The 19,504-nt window shown below is 38.4% G+C and carries 14 protein-coding genes and 3 tRNA genes; 9 read left to right on the forward strand and 8 right to left on the reverse strand.

Translation table 11 applies throughout. The features are described 5' to 3' along the window. Positions 1 to 11: 11 nt before the first annotated feature. Both C9914_RS04450 and C9914_RS04455 read right to left on the reverse strand, forming a co-directional pair. Entirely contained in the window at positions 12 to 737 is a 726-nt protein-coding gene (locus tag C9914_RS04450; protein ID WP_106763654.1) for a zinc ribbon domain-containing protein, read from the reverse strand. 157 nt (positions 738 to 894) lie between these two features. Beyond that, positions 895 to 2,259 carry a citrate/2-methylcitrate synthase gene (locus C9914_RS04455; protein WP_106763656.1) on the reverse strand — a complete coding sequence of 455 codons (1,365 nt, stop codon included), beginning with the start codon at positions 2,257 to 2,259 and terminating at the stop codon, positions 895 to 897. A gap of 733 nt (positions 2,260 to 2,992) precedes the next feature. Between C9914_RS04455 and C9914_RS04460 the strand changes: the two genes are divergently transcribed. Beyond that, positions 2,993 to 4,156 carry a DHHW family protein gene (locus C9914_RS04460; RefSeq protein ID WP_106763657.1) on the forward strand — a complete coding sequence of 388 codons (1,164 nt, stop codon included), beginning with the start codon at positions 2,993 to 2,995 and terminating at the stop codon, positions 4,154 to 4,156. Positions 4,157 to 4,219: 63 nt separating this feature from the next. On the opposite strand, the gene C9914_RS04465 is transcribed toward C9914_RS04460, so the two are convergent. The 4 genes from C9914_RS04465 to C9914_RS04480 form a co-directional block, all read right to left on the reverse strand. Next, positions 4,220 to 6,073: a zinc ribbon domain-containing protein gene (locus C9914_RS04465; protein WP_106763659.1), complete on the reverse strand. Its 1,854-nt coding sequence runs from the start codon at positions 6,071 to 6,073 to the stop codon at positions 4,220 to 4,222. A gap of 110 nt (positions 6,074 to 6,183) precedes the next feature. Next, entirely contained in the window at positions 6,184 to 7,023 is an 840-nt protein-coding gene (locus C9914_RS04470) for a hypothetical protein (RefSeq protein WP_106763660.1), read from the reverse strand. Beyond that, a complete protein-coding gene (locus tag C9914_RS04475) occupies positions 7,024 to 7,734 on the reverse strand; it encodes an ABC transporter ATP-binding protein (RefSeq protein ID WP_106763662.1) in 711 nt (236 codons plus the stop codon). Further along, on the reverse strand, positions 7,734 to 8,099 hold the full coding sequence (locus C9914_RS04480) for a GntR family transcriptional regulator (RefSeq protein ID WP_106763663.1): 366 nt from the start codon (positions 8,097 to 8,099) through the stop codon (positions 7,734 to 7,736). The genes C9914_RS04475 and C9914_RS04480 overlap by 1 nt, the downstream gene beginning before the upstream one ends. A 1,356-nt stretch (positions 8,100 to 9,455) precedes the next feature. Between C9914_RS04480 and C9914_RS04485 the strand changes: the two genes are divergently transcribed. Both C9914_RS04485 and C9914_RS04490 read left to right on the forward strand, forming a co-directional pair. Then, positions 9,456 to 11,819 carry an ATP-dependent helicase gene (locus C9914_RS04485; protein ID WP_106763665.1) on the forward strand — a complete coding sequence of 788 codons (2,364 nt, stop codon included), beginning with the start codon at positions 9,456 to 9,458 and terminating at the stop codon, positions 11,817 to 11,819. A gap of 147 nt (positions 11,820 to 11,966) precedes the next feature. Continuing rightward, positions 11,967 to 12,860: a zinc dependent phospholipase C family protein gene (locus tag C9914_RS04490; RefSeq protein ID WP_158707329.1), complete on the forward strand. Its 894-nt coding sequence runs from the start codon at positions 11,967 to 11,969 to the stop codon at positions 12,858 to 12,860. A 109-nt stretch (positions 12,861 to 12,969) separates the two neighbouring features. Here the strand turns inward: C9914_RS04490 and spoIIP are convergent, their stop codons facing one another. Then, positions 12,970 to 14,130 carry a stage II sporulation protein P gene (gene spoIIP, locus C9914_RS04495; protein ID WP_106763667.1) on the reverse strand — a complete coding sequence of 387 codons (1,161 nt, stop codon included), beginning with the start codon at positions 14,128 to 14,130 and terminating at the stop codon, positions 12,970 to 12,972. A gap of 196 nt (positions 14,131 to 14,326) precedes the next feature. Between spoIIP and C9914_RS04500 the strand changes: the two genes are divergently transcribed. The 6 genes from C9914_RS04500 to C9914_RS04525 all read left to right on the forward strand — a co-directional run bounded on the left by C9914_RS04500 (position 14,327) and on the right by C9914_RS04525 (position 18,356). Next, a complete protein-coding gene (locus C9914_RS04500; protein WP_106763669.1) occupies positions 14,327 to 14,911 on the forward strand; it encodes a hypothetical protein in 585 nt (194 codons plus the stop codon). A gap of 540 nt (positions 14,912 to 15,451) precedes the next feature. After that, positions 15,452 to 16,702, forward strand: a complete 1,251-nt coding sequence (locus C9914_RS04505) for an ATP-binding protein (protein ID WP_242972055.1) — start codon at positions 15,452 to 15,454, stop codon at positions 16,700 to 16,702. Between the two features lie 24 nt (positions 16,703 to 16,726). Next, entirely contained in the window at positions 16,727 to 18,037 is a 1,311-nt protein-coding gene (locus C9914_RS04510; RefSeq protein WP_106763670.1) for an ABC transporter substrate-binding protein, read from the forward strand. An 82-nt stretch (positions 18,038 to 18,119) separates the two neighbouring features. Then, positions 18,120 to 18,195, forward strand: a tRNA-Trp gene (locus tag C9914_RS04515). Positions 18,196 to 18,198: 3 nt separating this feature from the next. Then, positions 18,199 to 18,275, forward strand: a tRNA-Asp gene (locus C9914_RS04520). Positions 18,276 to 18,280: 5 nt separating this feature from the next. After that, a tRNA-Thr gene (locus tag C9914_RS04525) sits at positions 18,281 to 18,356 on the forward strand. Between the two features lie 778 nt (positions 18,357 to 19,134). Here C9914_RS04525 and C9914_RS04530 read toward each other — a convergent pair. Beyond that, positions 19,135 to 19,479, reverse strand: a complete 345-nt coding sequence (locus C9914_RS04530; RefSeq protein WP_106763672.1) for a hypothetical protein — start codon at positions 19,477 to 19,479, stop codon at positions 19,135 to 19,137. Between the last annotated feature and the right edge of the window lie 25 nt (positions 19,480 to 19,504).

The raw sequence follows: 19,504 nt of genomic DNA on the forward strand, positions 1-19,504 counted from the left end.
AGAGAGAGAATTTATTTAATAATTCTGAACTTACCAATAATAGGAAGCTCCTTTGCCTTACCATTAGCAGCATTGATAATACCAAGAATAAGGAAAGCAAGTGACGGAATTGCAAGAATAAAACCAAACAAACCAGAAAGGAACAAGCCAAAACCATTTGTAGCATAAACGCCTGTGCCAATACCAAAATAAGTAATCTCTGTACGGAATATAGCATTAATGATTGCTTGAAGAATACCACTAACAATGCCACAAGCCGCAGAAGCAATCAACATAAGAAGAGCCTGATTTGCGTGGAAACGGCCATATCTTGAGTTGCTATTAACTGCAAGTGGAAGCCAGAAAAGAATCCAGAAATAGCTGGCAATAGTAATGCCCTTGCTATTTGCTATATCAGCCGGGTCATACTGAGCTGTATAATCAGGTGTATTTAAAATATCCTTAAAGAAGTTACCTGTTTTAGGTGCCTGATATGGTGGAATCTGTGTGTTTTGACCATATACTGGTGGCTGCTGTTGTTGTGGTGGAACTTGTCCATAAACCTGCTGCTGGGGTGGAACCTGTGTTTGTTGCTGATAATTATTGGGAGCAGGATTGAAGCCAGGAGCATTAAAGCTTTGGTCATTATTGGGCTGAGAATATTGTGGAGCTTGTGGCTGACCAATAGTTGCACCGCACTTAGGGCAGAACTTCGCACCATCATTCATCTGAGCACCACATTGGTTACAGAATTGCATATATTTTTCCTCCTAAAAAATAAATATTATAGCTATAATTATACACTCTCTAAATCTTACTGTCAATCTAAAAGCTGAAAATATTGCGATATTATATACATAAAAGTAGCATCATAGTATAATTGTTTTAGTGTATATTTTATAAATAAAATAATAATTATCTTTCATTAAGCTCTTTATATTCTATTCTTTCGTGGATAGCTTTATATGCAGGACGAATAATTTTGCTTTGGTTGACAAGCTCCTCGATTCTATGAGCACTCCAGCCAGCTATTCTTGCTATTGCAAAAATAGGTGTGAAAAGTTGTGGTGGAAGGTCGAGCATACTATAAACAAAGCCACTATAAAAGTCAACATTGGCAGAAACACCCTTATAGATTTTTCTTTCCTCAGAAATAATAAGCGGTGCAAGCCTTTCAACAGAAGAATAAAGCTGAAATTCGTCCATTCTTCCCTTTTCTAAAGCAAGCTTTTCAACAAATTTCTTGAAAACTCTTGCACGAGGGTCTGAAAGTGAATATACAGCATGTCCCATACCATATATAAGACCTGCTCTATCGAAAGCTTGCTTATGAAGTAAAGCTCTGAGATAATCACAGATAGCCTTTTCATCGCTATAATCCTTGATATTTCGCTTCATATCCTCAAACATACGGACAACCTTAATATTAGCACCACCATGCTTAGGGCCTTTCAGTGAGCCCAATGCCGCCGAAATAGCTGAATAGGTATCTGTGCCTGATGAGGTTACAACATGAGTTGTGAATGATGAGTTATTACCACCACCATGCTCTGCGTGGAGAACAAGTGACATATCAAGAAGCTTAGCCTCAAGATGAGTATACTTTGAGTCTGGTCTTAGCATATGAAGAATATTTTCTGCTGTTGAAAGATTTGGGTCCGGAGCATGAATAATAAGGCTCTGACCATCATGATAATAGCTTGATGCCTGATAGCCATATACCGAAAGCTGTGGAAAAAGTGCAATGAGCTGTAAGCACTGTCTTAAAACATTAGGAATAGATATATCATCAGCATTTTCATCATAAGAATAAAGCATTAAAACACTTCTTGCGAGAGCATTCATCATATCTGGGCTTGGAGCTTTAAGAATAACATCACGCACAAAAGAGGTTGGCAAGCTTCTATATGAACCAAGAAGCTTATTAAAGTCGCTAAGCTCATCTTTATTTGGCAAATAACCAAAGAGCAAAAGATAGACAACTTCCTCAAAGCCGAATCTATCATCGTGAATATAGCCTCTGACTATATCCTCAACATCTACGCCTCTATAATAAAGCTTACCATCACAAGGAACAGTCTGACCATCTATCACGCAAGATGAACAAACCTCAGATATTTCGGTAAGACCAGCAACAACGCCTTTTCCGTTAATGTCACGCAAGCCACGCTTAACATCGTTTTTTGTATAAAGATTCGGGTCAATCTGGTCACATCTCATACAATATTGACTTAGTGCAAAAATCTGTGGTGTTACTTTGCTGAAATCTTCTGTTTTCATATTTTGTTCTCCTTTATTCTATAAATTTGGTTTAGAAATCATTACTACATATTATATTTAGTTTATTGTTAGATTAAAATTGCAAAATCATTTTATGTTTTGCAAAAGTATATTTCAATTATTATATCATAATTTTAATAATCATTCAAATACTTTTGTGAAATTTGTAACAAAACAACATAATTGTTTAAAAGACGAATTTCATTCGCCTCTAAGGAGGCAAGACAGGTTAAGGGCGTTGCCCTTAAAACCCACGAAGGACTCCGTCCCTCGACTCTGCAAGCCTTTAAAAAGGCTTGAGCGAAACCTTTAATTGTCTTAGGGAGGTTTTATTTGATAGTTCATTGGTAATTACTTCGACCGCGTCAACAAGTTGTCCTCACACACCGCAAGAAACTTTTAATTGTCTTAGAAAAATCTATCAACAAAAAAGGAAAAGCCTGATAGCTATACTATCAGACTTTTCTCAATAAAATTATGAGGGGTACATTGAGGAGGGTAGAACATATACTCCTGATGGTTGCGGCTCCATCATTTTGAGTACAAGCTATAGTATAACTATAATATATGAACATTATATGAATAGTTCTTAAAAAAATTATAATATAAATTATGTTTTTCTACAAATTATATTATTTTTAAAAATATTTTTAATTAATCAAGATTTTTATTATTGAAATTATGAATTTATAGTAGTAGAATAAACTAAAAATATTATGGGGGTTATTTTAAAATGAAAAAAATAGTATCTCTGTTGCTTTGTGCAATGTTAGCGGCTATGGTGGCAGGTTGTTCTAATTCTGATAAAAAAGCAGAACCATCAAGCTCCACCGCTTCTCAAACATCATCAGCTAAAATTGAAACAAATAGTAAAGCCTCAGAATCTTCAAAAGAGGAATCTTCAGAAGCTGAGGTTTCAAAGGCAAGAGATTATACAAAAGAAAAAGCCGAAGGCGAAATTACTGATGACGGACTTCTTATTGTCAAGCAAGATAACCACTGGAGAGCTATGGAGCAATTCGGTGGTGGCTCTGGTGATAGCTATGTTGAAAGCCTTAATAACCTAAGAGATAAGCTTGATAGCAGCGTTAAGATTTATTCTATGCCCGCTCCTCTTGCCTGCGAATTTTATACACCATCAAACCTTTCTGATAACTATGTAAGTCAGGCGGATTGTTTTTCGAGCATAGCTAAAAGGCTTAATTCAGAAATCACAAGCGTAGATATTTGTTCAGTATTAAAACAACACACTGAAGAAAACATTTATTGCCGTACAGACCACCACTGGCAGCCACTTGGAGCATACTATGCTGCTAAAACCTTTGCTGAGGCAGCTGGAGTTTCTTTTGATGATATAAGCAAATATAACAAGGTTACTGATGAGGGCTATGTTGGAACACTTTACGCATTCTACGGCGATGAGCGTATAAAAAATGACCCTGAAAGCTTTACTTATTACGAACCAAAAACAGAATACTCTACATACTATTATGACCAAAGCTTTGATTATCAATATGAAGGCTCGCTTTTATATGATGTAGATGTTGCAAACTCATATATTCGCTTTATGGGCGGAGATGACAGCTCTGTAAAGATTAAAACTGGTGTAAACAATGGCAGAAAGCTCCTTGTTGTTAAGGATAGCTACGGAAATGCCGAAATTCCATTCTATACAAATTCGTTTGAAGAAATCTATGTTGTAGATATGAGATATTTCAAGTGTAATCTTGTCAACTTCATAAATGATATGGATATAACAGATGTTCTCTTTACTATGGCAGCATATTCAGTTGTCGGTGGTAATGCAGAAAATATTGATACGCTTATAACTCAAGACGCAGATAATCGAGTTGTTGATGGTCAGCTCACTGCAAGTACAGAAGATTCCGAAGAATAAATTATACAAAAAATGACGCAGTTTTAAAACTGCGTCATTTTTATTTTACTTATCTTAAATCAATTATGTAAAGTCATAAACCTGATTAATATCATCAACAGCATTATCTCCATCATAATATTTATCTGGAATATAGCCTGTTGATGGAGTTGCTTTAGCATTTTTAATATCATTTATTTCAGATTCGCTAAGCTCTACCTTTGTATTGCCAATCTTTGAGATTGAGAAATCAATCTTAGCACCAAAACTATTAAAAGCAAAACCACTTAAATAACCTGCGTTATCAACTGTAATATCAAATTTTAGATTTATACTATTCAAATAGCTTTCTGCCTCTGGAAGTTCATTTTTAAGCTCATTATACTTGCTCTTATCCTTGAAAAGTGGCTCTATCTCATCAACAATAATTGAAATAGTTTTGTATGTGTTTATATCAAAGCTGTATTTTGTACCATTATCAACAGCACTTTCCTTTATACCAAGAGCCTCTTTTCCATTACCATTCTCAAATGTATTCTTGAGCGAGTTGGAAACTGCGTCTATTTTTGTTGTATCTATGTAATCTTTAAGATCAGCATCTTCAAGCAAGGAGTTCCAATCAAGCTCTTGCTCTGCATTTGTTTTATTAATGCTGTCAAAGAAATTATTAAGTGTTTCTTCATCAATCTCTGTATATGTTGTATTGCCGTTTGCTGTAATTGCTGATTTGCGTACACCATCTTTGCAGTAGACAACACCCTTAAATGTATCACCTGAGTTTGAACCATTCATAACAAGAACGATTTCTTTCTTGCTTGCATCAAGCTCATAGCTTATATCGCACTTTGTTTTTTCTCCGTTTGCCTCTACACTCGCAGAAATTGTTGCACTGTTAGCCTTTGCAAGCTGTTTTGCACTGTCGGCTATCTTTGTGATAGGACCGCCCGATGGCTTCAACATATTAAGTACCATTACGCCCGCAACTGCGACGGCTGCAACACCAACAACAGATACACCCGCAATAATAAACGGCTTTTTAGAGCGTTTTTTAGGTGCAACAAGATTTTCACTTGCTGTCATACTGGGTGCATAAGGATTGATAGGTTGTGAAAAATCGTTATCAGCAGAATTTTTCTCAACAGAATTAACTACGCCTTGTGTTGATTGATTATTAATATATGGGTTAGTCTGCTGAGTTGGTTGTTGTGGCTGTGCGTATAGGTTAGCTTGCTGAACTGGTTGCTGTGGCTGTGCGTATGGGTTAGCTTGCTGAACTGGTTGCTGTGGTCTTGCGTATGGGTTAGCTTGCTGAACTGGTTGCTGTGGCTGTGCGTATGGGTTAGCTTGCTGAGCTGATTGCTGTGGTCTTGCGTATGGGTTAGCTTGCTGAGCTGGTTGCTGTGGTCTTGCGTATGGGTTAGCTTGCTGAGCTGGTTGCTGTGGTCTTGCGTATGGGTTAGCTTGCTGAGTTGGTTGCTGTGGCTGTGCGTATGGGTTAGCTTGCTGAGTTGGTTGTTGTGGTCTTGCGTATGGGTTAGCTTGCTGAGTTGGTTGCTGTGGTCTTGCGTATGGGTTAGCTTGCTGAGTTGGTTGTTGTGGTCTTGCGTATGGGTTAGCTTGCTGAACTGGTTGCTGTGGCTGTGCGTATGGGTTAGCTTGCTGAGTTGGTTGTTGTGGTCTTGCGTATGGGTTAGCTTGCTGAGTTGGTTGCTGTGGTCTTGCGTATGGGTTAGCTTGCTGAGCTGGTTGCTGTTGTTGTGCATATGGATTAGCTTGCTGAGTTGGTTGCTGTTGTTGTGCATATGGATTAGCTTGCTGAGCTGGTTGCTGTTGTTGTGCAAGCGTAATATTAGTTCCACATTGACTGCAAAAGTTTTTGCCTGCGATTAATGGTGAACCACATTTTGGACAAAATTGTAGCTTATTATTATTTTCCATAAAATTTCCTCCTTAAAATAGATGCATCTTTCATATATAAATCTAATTTTATCATATCATAAAAGCACCAAAATTTCAATGATTTATACAAAATATTTTATTAAAAACTATCAGCAGATATTTAAATTCTTACTTAAAATTTTTCTTATAATAATATACTCAATACTGATAACAACAAGAAGAAAAACCCAATCTACTATTGATACAACAGAATTTATAATTGGAGCTACATCAGTATTCCAACTTGTAACTATATCTGAAAAAGATATATCCTCGCTATAAGCATTATATACTCCTGATGGAAAAATCTTTTCTACAATATTCATAATTAAAATAGAAAAAGCATTAACAACTATAAGCAAACCTATATAGAATGTAGCCGAAAAAATAAGTCTGTGCTTATTAAATAATGAGGCAAGAGAAATTGCACAATATATAGACATAATCTCCTGAAAGGTTGATATTAATATATCTAAGAAAAGATAAAAAATTGCTTTTATTCCGTCTGCTGTTAATGATGATAAAATATTGCCAAAATATGAAAAATTGATAATATTGTCATCAATATTGCGGTTAAATATCATCAAAAAAATGCCTAAAACTGTAAAAACGGACATAAGAAAGCCCCATATAAAGGCACAAAGAAACTCACTTATAATTATATAATCCACTTTAACGGGAAGCGTAAAAAGCAAATATCCCTCATCGCTTGAGGTATTTCGATAAAATCTCCATATTATTACAATGGCAGTAGCGACAAACATTGTTATAGCAGAGATTATAAAGACAAAAAGCCCCATACCATTGATAAAACTCCAAAGAGAGCCTTCATCAACCTGAAGGTCTATAGATACTCTTGAAATGATTGTAATTGCTATAAAAGCAATATATATCGGAACTAAAACCTTTGAAGTAGCTTTTAGCTCATACTTAAAAAGCCTTCCTAACATCTATATTATTCCCCCTAAGCATATATATGTTTCTCTGAAAATTTCATCAACAGATTTTCCACGCTCCTCTCTTAAATCTTCAACTGCAGAATTTAGTTCTATTTTACCTTCATTCAAGAAAATAACATCATCGAGAATTTTTTCAACATCAGCTATATGGTGAGTTGTAATGATTACACTACTATCTTCGCTATAATTGGATATGATTGTTCTAAGTATGTAATCTCTTGCGGCTGGGTCAACTCCAGCAATAGGCTCATCAAGAAGATAGAGCCTTGCAGCTCGGCTCATAACAAGAACAAGATTCAGCTTTTCCTTAGTGCCTTTGGACATAGTTTTAATTCTATCATTAACCCCTATATTAAGAAGCTTAAGCATTTCCATAGCCTTTTTCATACTAAAATCTCTATAAAAATCAGCAAAAAAAGCTAAAATATCGTGAACCTTCATCCAGTTCGCAAAATATGGCCTATCTGGTAAAAACGAAACAATCGCTTTCGTTTCTATGCCAATTTCTTTATTATCAATAAGTATATCTCCGCTTGTTGCTGTAAGCAAACCCGCAAGAAGCTTTATAAGTGTAGTTTTTCCACTTCCGTTAGGCCCTAAGAGACCAACTATCTTTCCTGAATCGACATTCAGGCTTATGTTATCTATTACATTTTTTGTATGATATTTTTTTATCAGGTTTTTAATTTCAAGAATCGGCATTATTCATCCTCCATAGCCTTTTTAAGAAGTTCAACAGCTTCATTAAATGAATATCCAAGATTATTTACATTTTCAAGATAAAGCCTTGCATTACTTCTTGCAATATCCTCTCGAATCTCCTGAATAAGCTTAATATTATCTGTGACAAATCTGCCACTTGTTCCCTTAGCATAGAGCAAGCCTTTTTTCTCAAGCTCAACAAGGGCTTTCTGCATAGTATTCGGATTTACTCCAACCTGAGCGGCAAGTTCACGAACAGACGGGATATTTCCCCCAGGCTTATATATACCAGAAACAACATCAAACTGAATTTTTTCCATAAGCTGTAAATATACTGGTCTGTCAGATTTTATCTCCCAATCCATTCAAGTCACCTCCAAGCAACATCATACCATTCTAATACAATCATAACACATAAACCTATTTTTATCAAGTATAAATCCCTTTACATAGCACTATCGGCACAACAACATTGTTTATATATTTAAAAATTCATTAGCTAAATAATTTATGGCGAACTGCGTTCGCCTAAAGAAAAAACAAATGTTTGGCTTCGCCCAAAAGTGTTTCGCTCTCTGCGGAGAGCGACCAAAGGCCCTGCCTTTGGAAACTGCGAGCCTTTGAAAAGGCTCGAGCGAAACTTTTAACTATCTTAAAAAAGTACGTTAGCTAAACGGCGTAGCCCATTCTGTAGTTTCTGCATTTAATTCAATTATACCTGTTAGCTAATCATTAAATACCCACAGGGAACCCCCTGCGAGAGTTCCCTACGAAAAACATTCCACTGGAATGTTTTTCTACCCTCCTGCGCTTTGTGAAGCATAAAGTATTTCGCTCTCTGCGGAGAGCGACCAAAGGCCCTGCCTTTGGAAACTGCGAGCCTTTGAAAAGGCTCGAGCGAAACTTTTAACTGTCTTAAAAAAGTGCGTTGGCTAAACGGCAGAGCCGAACGGCGTAGCCCATTCTGTAGTTTCTGCAATTTAAAGTATTTCGCTCTCTGCGGAGAGCGACCAAAGGCCCTGCCTTTGGAAACTGCGAGCCTTTGAAAAGGCTCGAGCGAAACTTTTAACTATCTTAAAAAAGTACGTTAGCTAAACGGCGTAGCCCATTCTGTAGTTTCTGCATTTAATTCAATTATACCTGTTAGCTAATCATTAAATACCCACAGGGAACCCCCTGCGAGAGTTCCCTACGAAAAACATTCCACTGGAATGTTTTTCTACCCTCCTGCGCTTTGTGAAGCATAAAGTATTTCGCTCTCTGCGGAGAGCGACCAAAGGCCCTGCCTTTGGAAACTGCGAGCCTTTGAAAAGGCTCGAGCGAAACTTTTAACTGTCTTAAAAAAGTGCGTTGGCTAAACGGCAGAGCCGAACGGCGTAGCCCATTCTGTAGTTTCTGCAATTTAAAGTATTTCGCTCTCTGCGGAGAGCGACCAAAGGCTCTGCCTTTGGAAACTGCGAGCCTTTGAAAAGGCTCGAGCGAAACTTTTAATTGTCTTAAAAAAGTGCGTTAGCTAAACGGCAGAGCCGAACGGCGTAGCTCGTTCGGCTACGGTAGCTACTTCATCCGCGGCAACCAACTTCCCCTACCCACTACGAGCGAGGCAAGGCCGAGCGATTCCGCGTCTTCGCCGTGGGTCGGCACCCACACTTGAATAAATTTTTGAAATGAGGTATTATATAAGGGTAGAAAATATGATGAAATTAGAGGGAATGAATTAAATGTCTTTGAATAATAATGAAATCATTGAACTTAGAAAAAGAATTATTGAAAACGAATTTAATCGTATGAATGATATGCAAAAAAAAGCTGTACTTAGTGTTAATGGTCAACTGTTAATTCTTGCTGGTGCAGGAAGTGGAAAAACTACCGTTATCGTAAATCGTATCGCTAATATCCTACGCTTCGGTGAGGCTTATGAAAGCGATAAACTCTATGGAAATTATTCTGATGAGGAATGTTCAGAAATCATCTCCGCCGCAAGAGGTGAAACAAGCTTATCTGATGAACTCGCTGAAAAACTCTCCGTTGGCAAAGTAAATCCTTGGAGAATACTCGCTATCACCTTCACAAATAAAGCCGCTAATGAACTCAAAGAGCGTATCTGTAACAAAGTTGGTGAAAATGGCTCTAAAATCTGGGCATCAACCTTCCATTCCTGCTGCTCAAGAATACTCCGCAGTAAAGGAGAACTTCTTGGCTATACTCCACATTTTACAGTTTATGATACAGAAGATACCAAAAAGCTTATTAAAGACTGTATGAAAGCATTGCAAATTGATGACAAGACCTTGCCTGTCAGAAGTGTCCAATTTTATATTTCTCGTGCAAAGGATTCCATCGAAGCTCCTGCCGACTTTAAAAACAAGGCTGGCGAAGATAGCAAGCTTGTTTCCGTTGCCGCTATCTACGAAATGTATCAGAAACGCCTTAAAGCTGCTAATGCAATGGATTTTGATGATATTATCCTTAATACTGTCCAACTCTTTAAGCAATATCCTGAAGTTCTTGAAAAATATCAAGAACAATTCAAGTATATTATGGTTGACGAATATCAAGATACAAACAAGCTTCAATATGAGCTTATAAGACTTCTTACTGGTGAAAACGGCAATCTTTGTGTTGTTGGTGATGATGACCAGAGTATATATAAATTCAGAGGGGCTACTATCGAAAACATTCTCAACTTTGAGGATAATTACCCAAATGCAAAGGTTATCAGACTTGAACAGAACTACCGTTCTACAAAGATGATTCTTTCTGCGGCAAATGGAGTTATCGAAAATAATGAACAGCGTAAGGGCAAGACCCTTTGGACAGAAAATGACCACGGCGAACCTATTCATATATTTACTGCCTTTGACGAACAGGGCGAGGCATCATATATCGCAAGAACTATTACAGATAAGGTTTCTAAGGGTGCAAAATTCTCAGATTTTGCTATTCTCTATCGAATGAACTCTCAATCTCAGAATATAGAAAGAGCTTTCACAAGAATGGCTGTTCCTTATAGAGTTATCGGCGGACACCGTTTCTTTGAGCGTATGGAAATTCGTGATATGATAGCCTATCTCGCTGTCATCTGCAACCATGATGACAATGTTCGTTTAAAGCGTATTGTCAATGTCCCTAAAAGAGCTATCGGTGAAGGCAGTATTGCTCGTGTTGAAAATATTGCTGGCAATCTCGGCGAAAGTATCTTCCATATAATGAATACAAGTGATGAATTTTCGATACTTTCGAGAGTTTCACCAAGCTTGCTTGAATTCTGCAAGCTTATAAATGACCTTACAAGAATGCTTGATGAGGGCAAAGCCATAGCTGATGTGTATGATTGTCTGCTTAATAGCATAGGATATAGAAGATACCTTTTAAAAACAAGCGACCACGCAGAATCCGCTATCGAAAATATCGAAGAACTTAAATCAAGCATTATGCAATATGAGGAAGAAAACGGTGAAGACGCAAGTCTTGAGGGCTTCCTTGAGGAAATTGCATTGCTTACTGATATAGATAACTATAATTCCGAGTCTGATAGTGTAGTTATGATGACACTTCATTCTGCAAAGGGACTTGAGTTTCCATATGTATTTATTCCTGGTATGGAAGACGGAATATTCCCAGGCTATCATGCAACACTTTCTGAGGAGGATTTACAGGAGGAACGCCGTTTGGCTTATGTTGGCATTACTCGTGCGAAAAAAGAAATCTACCTTGTAAACGCTGAATCAAGAACCGTATTCGGCAAGACCTCAAGAAACCGCCCATCACGCTTTATCTCTGAAATTCCTACAGAATTCGTAAAATCTGAGCGTGTTGAGCATACAAGAACCTCTATATCTGCCGCAAAGAAAAATCGTCCTAAGCCTACATATGATGTAGAACGCACCATAACACCGACAACTGCTAAATCAAGCAGTGCAACATTCAAAGTCGGTGACAAAATCAATCACAAGATTTTTGGCCCTGGACTTATCGTTTCCGCAACAAAGACAGCCAGTGATATGCTTTTAGAAGTTTCTTTCGAGAAAGTCGGTACAAAAAAGCTGATGGCAAACTTTCTTTCAAACAGCTTGAAGAAATAATAAAGGGGCGAACTATATTCACCCCTACATACGCCTGAACAATAATTCATTGGTGATTTTTTCGACCGCATTAACAATCCTTCCCGACCCACTACGAACAATTCTGCTTTTTGCTGTGGGTTGGTTTCAATGGAGAGGAGAAGCCCGATGCCAGCCGTTGTTTCACATTATATCATGTCCGAAAGGCTGATTGATGATATACACGAATTTTACCCATCACTAAAGCTCAACCGAACCGCCTTTATCTGGGGTGGAAATGGCCCTGATTTTTTCTTCTGCCACAGAATTATGCCTTGGCAAAGGGGTAAAAGCTATAACAAAATCGGCACGCTTATGCACAAAATGCCTGCTGAAAATATTCTTGGTTATCTTGTTGCATATGCGAAAAACCACGAAAGCGATACCGCTCTCAGCTATGCCCTCGGATTTATTTCACACTATGCTTTTGATAGTACCGCTCACCCATATATACTATGTCGTGCCTCAGAGCTTGCAAAATCTGAAATAGGTCTGCACGAATCAACTTGTCACAATGATATAGAGGCAAACCTTGATGTTCTTCTATACGAACATTTTTATAACAAGCCATTAACAACTATCAATCTGAAAACACTCTCACCATTAGATTCTAATGTTATGACGGTTATTGCCGATATGATGCACAGTTTGATGGTAATGTATTCCTTGCCAACTATGACAAAGCGTGAAATAATAACCGCTCAACACGATTGGCACAATGGTCTTGCATTAATTAACGACAAAACACATTTTAAACGCAAGGTTCTTTCTATCGGAGAAAAGGCTGTAAAGCTTCCGCCTGTACTTTCATCTCTTCTAAGACCAGCAAACAATAAAATTGAGTATGATTATGCAAATTTATCCCATAAAGAATGGCGTTCACCATTCAATCCTGATGAAATAAGAACAGATAATTTTTATGAGCTATTTGACAAAGCACACCTACGCTCAATAGAGTTAATCTCTACTGCTATGCGTGGAGATTCTCTAAAAGAACTTGTACATGGAATACCTTTCGGATAAGAAAATTAATTGATAGTTTTTCAAATGAAATCTCCTAATAAGGGCGGACAAGGTCCGTCCTTATTAACTAATATCGCTAACGAGCCTTTCAGAGGCTCAAGCAAAGCCTTTAGCTATTTCCAGGAGAGGCACTTTTTTCAAGACACTCCGCTAAGGCATTGCCGAGCAGACTGCCTGCAAGCTTGACTTCATTCAGACTATTACCGTCTGTGCCGACCTCTATAAGCAATGAACCTGTATTCGCATTCATATTATATACGAAATCTCCGAAATTCAGCGGTCTGGTCATACCCGGATATAGTGTTTCTGCTGTCTGCTGTAGCCTTAGTGCAAGACGAAGATTATATCGCCATTCTGGGAAATCTCTCACTCCGTCAACATCACAACCCGCCATAATCATTATCTGTGCCGCCTTTTGACCATCTGCTGTTTTAAAGGTTGGCTTTTTCATTGCACCGTCCTCATCTGTACTGAAGGCATCTCTATGAATATCTAAAACCACCTTTATAGATGGATATTTTTCAAGATAGCTCTGAATAGTTTCCATACTGTTATCATATGCTCCGTTATAGCTTTCATCGTGCTTTGTGGTATCGTGTATAGTCTTTATGCCACGCTTATTGAGAGATTTCGTTATCGCCGCACCAACAGCACATACATTTTCGTTATTATCATCTGTTCGTGGATAGTAGCTTTCATAATAATATCCTGTATCGTATTTAAGATAGCTTTCGCCTGTGTGCGTATGTATTATCAAAACTTGTGGTTGGTCGCTTTTTTCAATAGTAAAGCCAAGCTCTCCGCTCAATTCCTCTCCTATATCTATATCAGCTGAGGCATTATTTTTGACATAAAAATTATCATACTTCTCCCCTGCACCTGTTATATTTGTTTCATAGACAGTAAATTTATTCTCGCCTTCGTGGGCTTTGTCATATTCAGCAAGCTCTTCCTCAGTAGGCTCTGAAAGCTCCGCATTCACTGGAACAGCCTCTGCTTTTTTCTTAGGCTTTTCTGAGGCTTCTTGCTTTTTATCTTCTGATGTTTCGCTTGTTTCTTGGCTTTCAGCCTTGCTCGCTTCTTTGTTATCGCTCATTGAGGTATTGCCTGTTGGCAAAGAAAGCTTTGCCGCAAAAACCATAGCCTCGTTATAATCAAGAGGAGAACTCATTACTCTGAATATTACACAAGCTACTGCAAGAATCGACAACAAAGACGCTGATATATGCGGAATGAATTTTTTTATACTTTTAATTTGTTGTTTCTTCATATTGCTCCCCCTCAAAGATATATCCACTGCTTATATCATAGCTGAAGTATTCTGCGAAAAACGAAAATTTATGTATGATATGAAATTTATTTTAAATGTATGAAATTTTGGGGAATATCTTCCGCAAAAGAACGGTTTTTATTGTCTTTTATCTTATGATGTGATATTATTTAGTAAAAGCTAAGGGGAGATTATTATGAAAAACTCAAAGAAAAAAGACACCGGCGGTGCTATGAAATTATCTGTCTGGTGCTTTGTTATATTTCTTTTGATTACCGCTTTGCAATTTGTTATTAAGGCTATGGTGCCTATGGTTGGCGATATTTATTTCTATGCACTCAGCGTTTCTTTTGCTCTGCAAATGCTTGCAGGAATTATAAGCGTAATCACCTTTATAATAAGCTGTATAAAGCGAAAGGTACTATCCCTTGGATTTGCAGTTATTACAATAGTTATGCTTGGCTGTGTTATCGGTGAGGGCTTCTTAGGTGTGCCTTATATAAATGACTTCAAGAGCAAAGCTGTAAATGTTATAACGAGCGATTATTCAGTAATTGGCAAGGAAAACAACAAAAGCATATATTTTTCCGATAACAAAAATAACGAAGAAGCTCTCAGGCTTGATAAAGCTACACTCAGCTATCTTGAGGACAACAACGCAGTAGATGTAAATAACTCCTATGTCATCAATACTTCATATCTGCATCATATTAATTATATTGATATAGAGTACTATCCAAACACAGGAATACTCAAGAAAATCACAGTTATTGAGCAATAAGGCAAGCCTTGCCTTATCTTGACTTATATGCCAAAATGTCGTAAAATATCTACATTAGGGGCATTTATACACTCGTAATAAGATTGAAAAAATCACTGACACCGATTAGCTAATGCACTTCTCTAAGAAAATTAAAAGTTTTGCTCAAGCTTTTTCAAAAGCTTGCGGTTTCCAAAGGCAGAGCCTTTGGTGGGTTTTAAGGGCAACGCCCTTAACATCTCTTGCCCCCAAAGGGCGGACAAAGTCCGCCCTTGTTGACTAATGTCAGCAACGCAAGAAAATTAAGCGACGGACTTTGTCCGCCCTTACTGACTAATGTTGCTACCAAAAGAGAATGAATCGGCGGATAAAATCCGCCGATTTTAAGAAAAAATAAATGTTGGGCAAAGCCCAAAGGTGTTTCGCTCTCTGCGGAGAGCGACAAGGGCGTTGCCCTTGTCCTACGAGCCTTTAAAAAGGCTCGAGCGAAACTTTGAGTGTCTAAGAAAAGTATGTCAGCTAAGTGGCAAATTAAATGCAAAATCAAGGAGAGGATTTATAATGATAAGTTTAGCAAAAGAAGCATCACTTCTGATGTCGTCACTTTCAATATATAGAGGAATATTAAACCGCACTGTGCCTAAGGCTTTCTTTAAGCTACTTTGCTCACTCGATAAAGAGCCTATCGAATTTGCTGGTGCTTGGGGAGAATTCTTTCAGGTTCTCAGTGACAGAGGCTTCGCAAGCAATTTCGCTGGCTGTATAACAGAAACTGCTCTCTTTGACGAGAATCGCTTCTCTATGCTTGCCGCAGATAACCGCATAAATGAGCTTTCCGCAGAGGCTTTATCCGCAACTAAGCGTGATATTGCCGCTATCATCAAAATAAGCCGAATAACTCCTGAACAAATTCTCCTTGGCTATGAACACAGAGATGAGCTTGGCTCTTTTGAACATTCCCTGCCAAGATGGGGTACTGGCAAGCCTTGCGAGGAATTTGCCACACTCAGAGAATGTGTAGACAGGCTCGTAAATTATTATGCTAAAAATGGCTGTGGTATGTTCGCAAGATACAGAGCCTTTATATGGAGAAACGGCAACATTGAACCTGTCGTACACCCTGATAAAATCTCTATCTCCTCACTCAAGGGCTACGAGATACAGCGTGGACTTGTTGTTGATAATACTAAGGCCTTCCTCAACGGAATACACTGCAATAACTGCCTGCTCTATGGCGATAGAGGAACAGGTAAATCCTCAACCGTAAAGGCTATCCTCAATGAATTCTATAAGGACGGCCTTAGAATGGTAGAAATGCCTAAGGACAGGCTTGGCGACTTCCCTATACTCGTAGATAAAATTGCGGCTCTGCCGCTTAAATTCATCATCTTTATAGATGACCTTTCATTCTCTACTGACGATAAAACTTATGCACAGCTCAAGGCTGTTCTTGAGGGTGGTCTTGCGGCTCGTCCTGACAATACTCTCATCTACGCAACATCTAACCGCCGTCACCTCATCAAGGAAACATATTCCGACAGAGGCAGTGATGACCTGCACAGAAATGATACTATGCAAGAAACTCTCTCACTTTCAGATAGATTTGGTCTTGCAGTTAATTTCAGCGTTCCTGATAAGGAAAACTATCTTGAGATTGTCCGTTCTCTCGCAAATGAAAAGGGTCTTGAGATAGACATCGAAACTCTTGAAAATGAGGCTGAACAGTGGGCTTTAGAGCGTGGCGGTCGTTCTCCGAGATGTGCAAAGCAATTTGTCGCCATAGCAGAGGCAAGACAGCTTAAAAACAACTAACCTTTTTCGGAAAGGAAATGTGAAATGTTTAAGAAAATTGTTGCATTGGCACTTGTGGCAGGTATGGTACTTTCAGCGACGGCCTGTAACTCAAGCCGTTCTGAGGAATATCCTGTGAAATTAGCCAATATCACAATAAGCAAAGCTCCAGACAGAGTTATCGTACTTTCGGATTCTATCGCAGATATTCTCGTTTCCTGCGGATTTATCAAGAAGATAGAGGGCAGGTCTGACGAGTGTACTCAGGAGGAAATCTCTGGTGTTAAGACTGTTGGCTCTAAATTAAAGCCTGACCTCGAAAAGATTTCCGCTCTTAGCCCTGATGTTATCTTTGCCGACAGCGATATGCCAAAAGAACAGCTCACCAAGCTAAATGAATCGGGCTTTACAGTAATCACCTTCGTTCCTGCTACAAGTATGAGCGGTATCAGCGACCTTTTCGGCAATGTTGGTGCTGTTATGGCTGGCGAAACAACAGGCAGAGAAATCGGCGAGGAAAGAGCCGAAACTCTCTCTGTAACTATGGACGACCTGCAAAGGCTTATTCCAGAGAGCAAGGTTCTTGTAACTGCCTGCTATCTATATGATGAGAAAGGTACTTCTCTCAAGGACGATACACCCTCGGGCAAGCTCTTTGAATATCTCAACGCTGTTAATGTCTGCAAGGCTGGTGTTGCTGATGATGAGGCTTTCAATGCACTAAAGCTTGCCAATCCGCAATATATCTTCTGCGATATAGGCGTTAAAGATAAGATTATGAAAAGTGAGCTTTTCAAGGATTTTTCCGCTGTTAAAAACAAACAGGTCTATGAGCTTTCATCAGAGCTTTTCTCTCGTCAGGGAAATTCTCTTGTAGAGGCTCTTACTGATATGATTGAAATTATGTATCCTTCGGTTTCCATCAATCCAGAAGACCCTACAAAGAGAACTGAATCGAGTAAAGCTGAAACAAGCAAAGCTGAAACAAGCAAAGCCGAAACAAGCAAAGCCGAAACAAGCAAAGCCGAAACAAGCAAAGCCGAAACAAGCAAAGCTGAAACAAGCAAAGCTGAAACAAGCAAAGCTACTACCTCAAAGGTTAAAGCTGATACCTCCCTGAAAATAACCAAAGATATGTTCTTTGAATTCGGCGACATTAAGGACGATATTAAAAAGGTTCAGAACCGTCTTGAGGCTCTTGGATACTTCAATGAGGAAAAGTCTGGCTACTATGGAGAAGTCACTCAAAAGGCTGTAAAGGCTTTCCAAAAGGCTAATAAGCTGACTCAATCTGGTAATTGCGATTACAAAACCTTAACACTTATGTTCTCTGCTAAGGCTAAAGCTGCCGGATAATTCCTACTCTATTTTTATAAAATATCTCAAAAAATTCTTGACAAACCACGCCGAATATGATAATATTATATTCGGCTCACATAGGGGTATAGCTCAGTTGGTAGAGCAGCGGTCTCCAAAACCGCGTGCCGAGGGTTCAAGTCCTTCTGCCCCTGCCATTTGGCCCGGTAGTTCAGTTGGTTAGAACGCTAGCCTGTCACGCTAGAGGTCGTCGGTTCGAACCCGATCCGGGTCGCCAATTTTGCTGGTATAGCTCAGGCGGCAGAGCGCATCCTTGGTAAGGATGAGGTCGGCAGTTCGAGCCTGCCTATCAGCTCCAGTCGAGTGCCTCGACACGCATTACGCGTGCGGGGCATTTTCTGTTTTAAGTTATTTTCACGCGTTTGAATATGCGTATATTCGCAGTAAACTTAACCGCTTAATCAAGCCCTTCTTCGGAAGTGGGCTTGATTTTTTTATGCGTGAAAAAGTCGATTTGTCTACTATTACAATAACAATAGCTTAAAGTCTGTAACCATACAAACATTCACACGATTAACCACACGCTATTTACACGCAATATGTAATATTTAAGACAGCTATACAAAAAAGTTTGTCGCTTTAATGTAATAAAATATGAGCAACTGAAGATTTTAAAAATAAAAGGAATTTTTTTCATAGAACAGAGCCACCCTATGTGGCTATACCTTTTCGGAAACTTTTTAGCCTGCCCCCTTACCTCCAGTAAAGCCGAGAGCGGTATAATTTCGCTCCCGATAAACAAAGAAAAAGCGACAGACCGAAGTCTACCGCTCTAAAAAATACTGCTTTTTACAGCATTTTTTAAACTATCTTGTCAAGATTATCCCAGTCAATCTCAATTAGCGGAAATATATCCGCTTTGCTCTGCTTCCTCAATTTCTTTATCTGGAAGCATATCAATCATTTCAGCTATTTGTGCAGTCTTAGCAGTCATAAATAAAACCTCCTATTTATAAATATCACTGGTGTTTCTGCTAATAAAACTAAAATCCTTTCATAGAAGGTTCAGAAACCATAGTACGATTATATTCTGTAATCTGCATAAAAATCAATATAAAAAACTATATTATAGCTTTTCACATTTCATCTCCGATGTCACCGATTGAATCAAAAAGTTTCTCGTATCCCTGTTGGCTTGAAGCACCATAAAACATCTGAAAATAGTCATTATCATTTCCGTATAAAACAGCAAGCAAATTGTCGCTGTCATTATAATATAGCTTAATATTTACATCAATCCAGTTTTTCAGTTCAAATGGATATTTTTCAAGTCGAGATTCAATCAAAGAAAATTCCTCTCCAGTTAATTCATAAATATCATCTGAACAAAATTCAAATGCAAACACTGCTTCATAACCACAAAATTCTTCAACCGAATAAATTCGTTTCAATCTCTCAAAAAAAGATTTTTCCATAATCATACTTTCTATACTCCTTTTAATTCTT

Origin of the sequence: Pseudoruminococcus massiliensis, from assembly GCF_900291955.1 — a bacterium.
Taxonomy (GTDB): Bacteria; Bacillota; Clostridia; order Oscillospirales; family Acutalibacteraceae; genus Pseudoruminococcus; species Pseudoruminococcus massiliensis.

Excerpts from the sequence above, each read along its gene's own strand:
- C9914_RS04465 (WP_106763659.1), bottom strand. The coding sequence starts at position 6,073 with ATGGAAAATAATAATAAGCTACAATTTTGTCCAAAATGTGGTTCACCA.
- C9914_RS04530 (WP_106763672.1), bottom strand. The coding sequence starts at position 19,479 with ATGATTATGGAAAAATCTTTTTTTGAGAGATTGAAACGAATTTATTCG.
- C9914_RS04450 (WP_106763654.1), bottom strand. The coding sequence starts at position 737 with ATGCAATTCTGTAACCAATGTGGTGCTCAGATGAATGATGGTGCGAAG.
- C9914_RS04460 (WP_106763657.1), top strand. The coding sequence starts at position 2,993 with ATGAAAAAAATAGTATCTCTGTTGCTTTGTGCAATGTTAGCGGCTATG.
- C9914_RS04470 (WP_106763660.1), bottom strand. The coding sequence starts at position 7,023 with ATGTTAGGAAGGCTTTTTAAGTATGAGCTAAAAGCTACTTCAAAGGTT.
- C9914_RS04510 (WP_106763670.1), top strand. The coding sequence starts at position 16,727 with ATGTTTAAGAAAATTGTTGCATTGGCACTTGTGGCAGGTATGGTACTT.
- C9914_RS04490 (WP_158707329.1), top strand. The coding sequence starts at position 11,967 with ATGCCAGCCGTTGTTTCACATTATATCATGTCCGAAAGGCTGATTGAT.
- C9914_RS04505 (WP_242972055.1), top strand. The coding sequence starts at position 15,452 with ATGATAAGTTTAGCAAAAGAAGCATCACTTCTGATGTCGTCACTTTCA.
- C9914_RS04485 (WP_106763665.1), top strand. The coding sequence starts at position 9,456 with ATGTCTTTGAATAATAATGAAATCATTGAACTTAGAAAAAGAATTATT.
- C9914_RS04455 (WP_106763656.1), bottom strand. The coding sequence starts at position 2,259 with ATGAAAACAGAAGATTTCAGCAAAGTAACACCACAGATTTTTGCACTA.
- C9914_RS04500 (WP_106763669.1), top strand. The coding sequence starts at position 14,327 with ATGAAAAACTCAAAGAAAAAAGACACCGGCGGTGCTATGAAATTATCT.
- spoIIP (WP_106763667.1), bottom strand. The coding sequence starts at position 14,130 with ATGAAGAAACAACAAATTAAAAGTATAAAAAAATTCATTCCGCATATA.
- C9914_RS04475 (WP_106763662.1), bottom strand. The coding sequence starts at position 7,734 with ATGCCGATTCTTGAAATTAAAAACCTGATAAAAAAATATCATACAAAA.
- C9914_RS04480 (WP_106763663.1), bottom strand. The coding sequence starts at position 8,099 with ATGGATTGGGAGATAAAATCTGACAGACCAGTATATTTACAGCTTATG.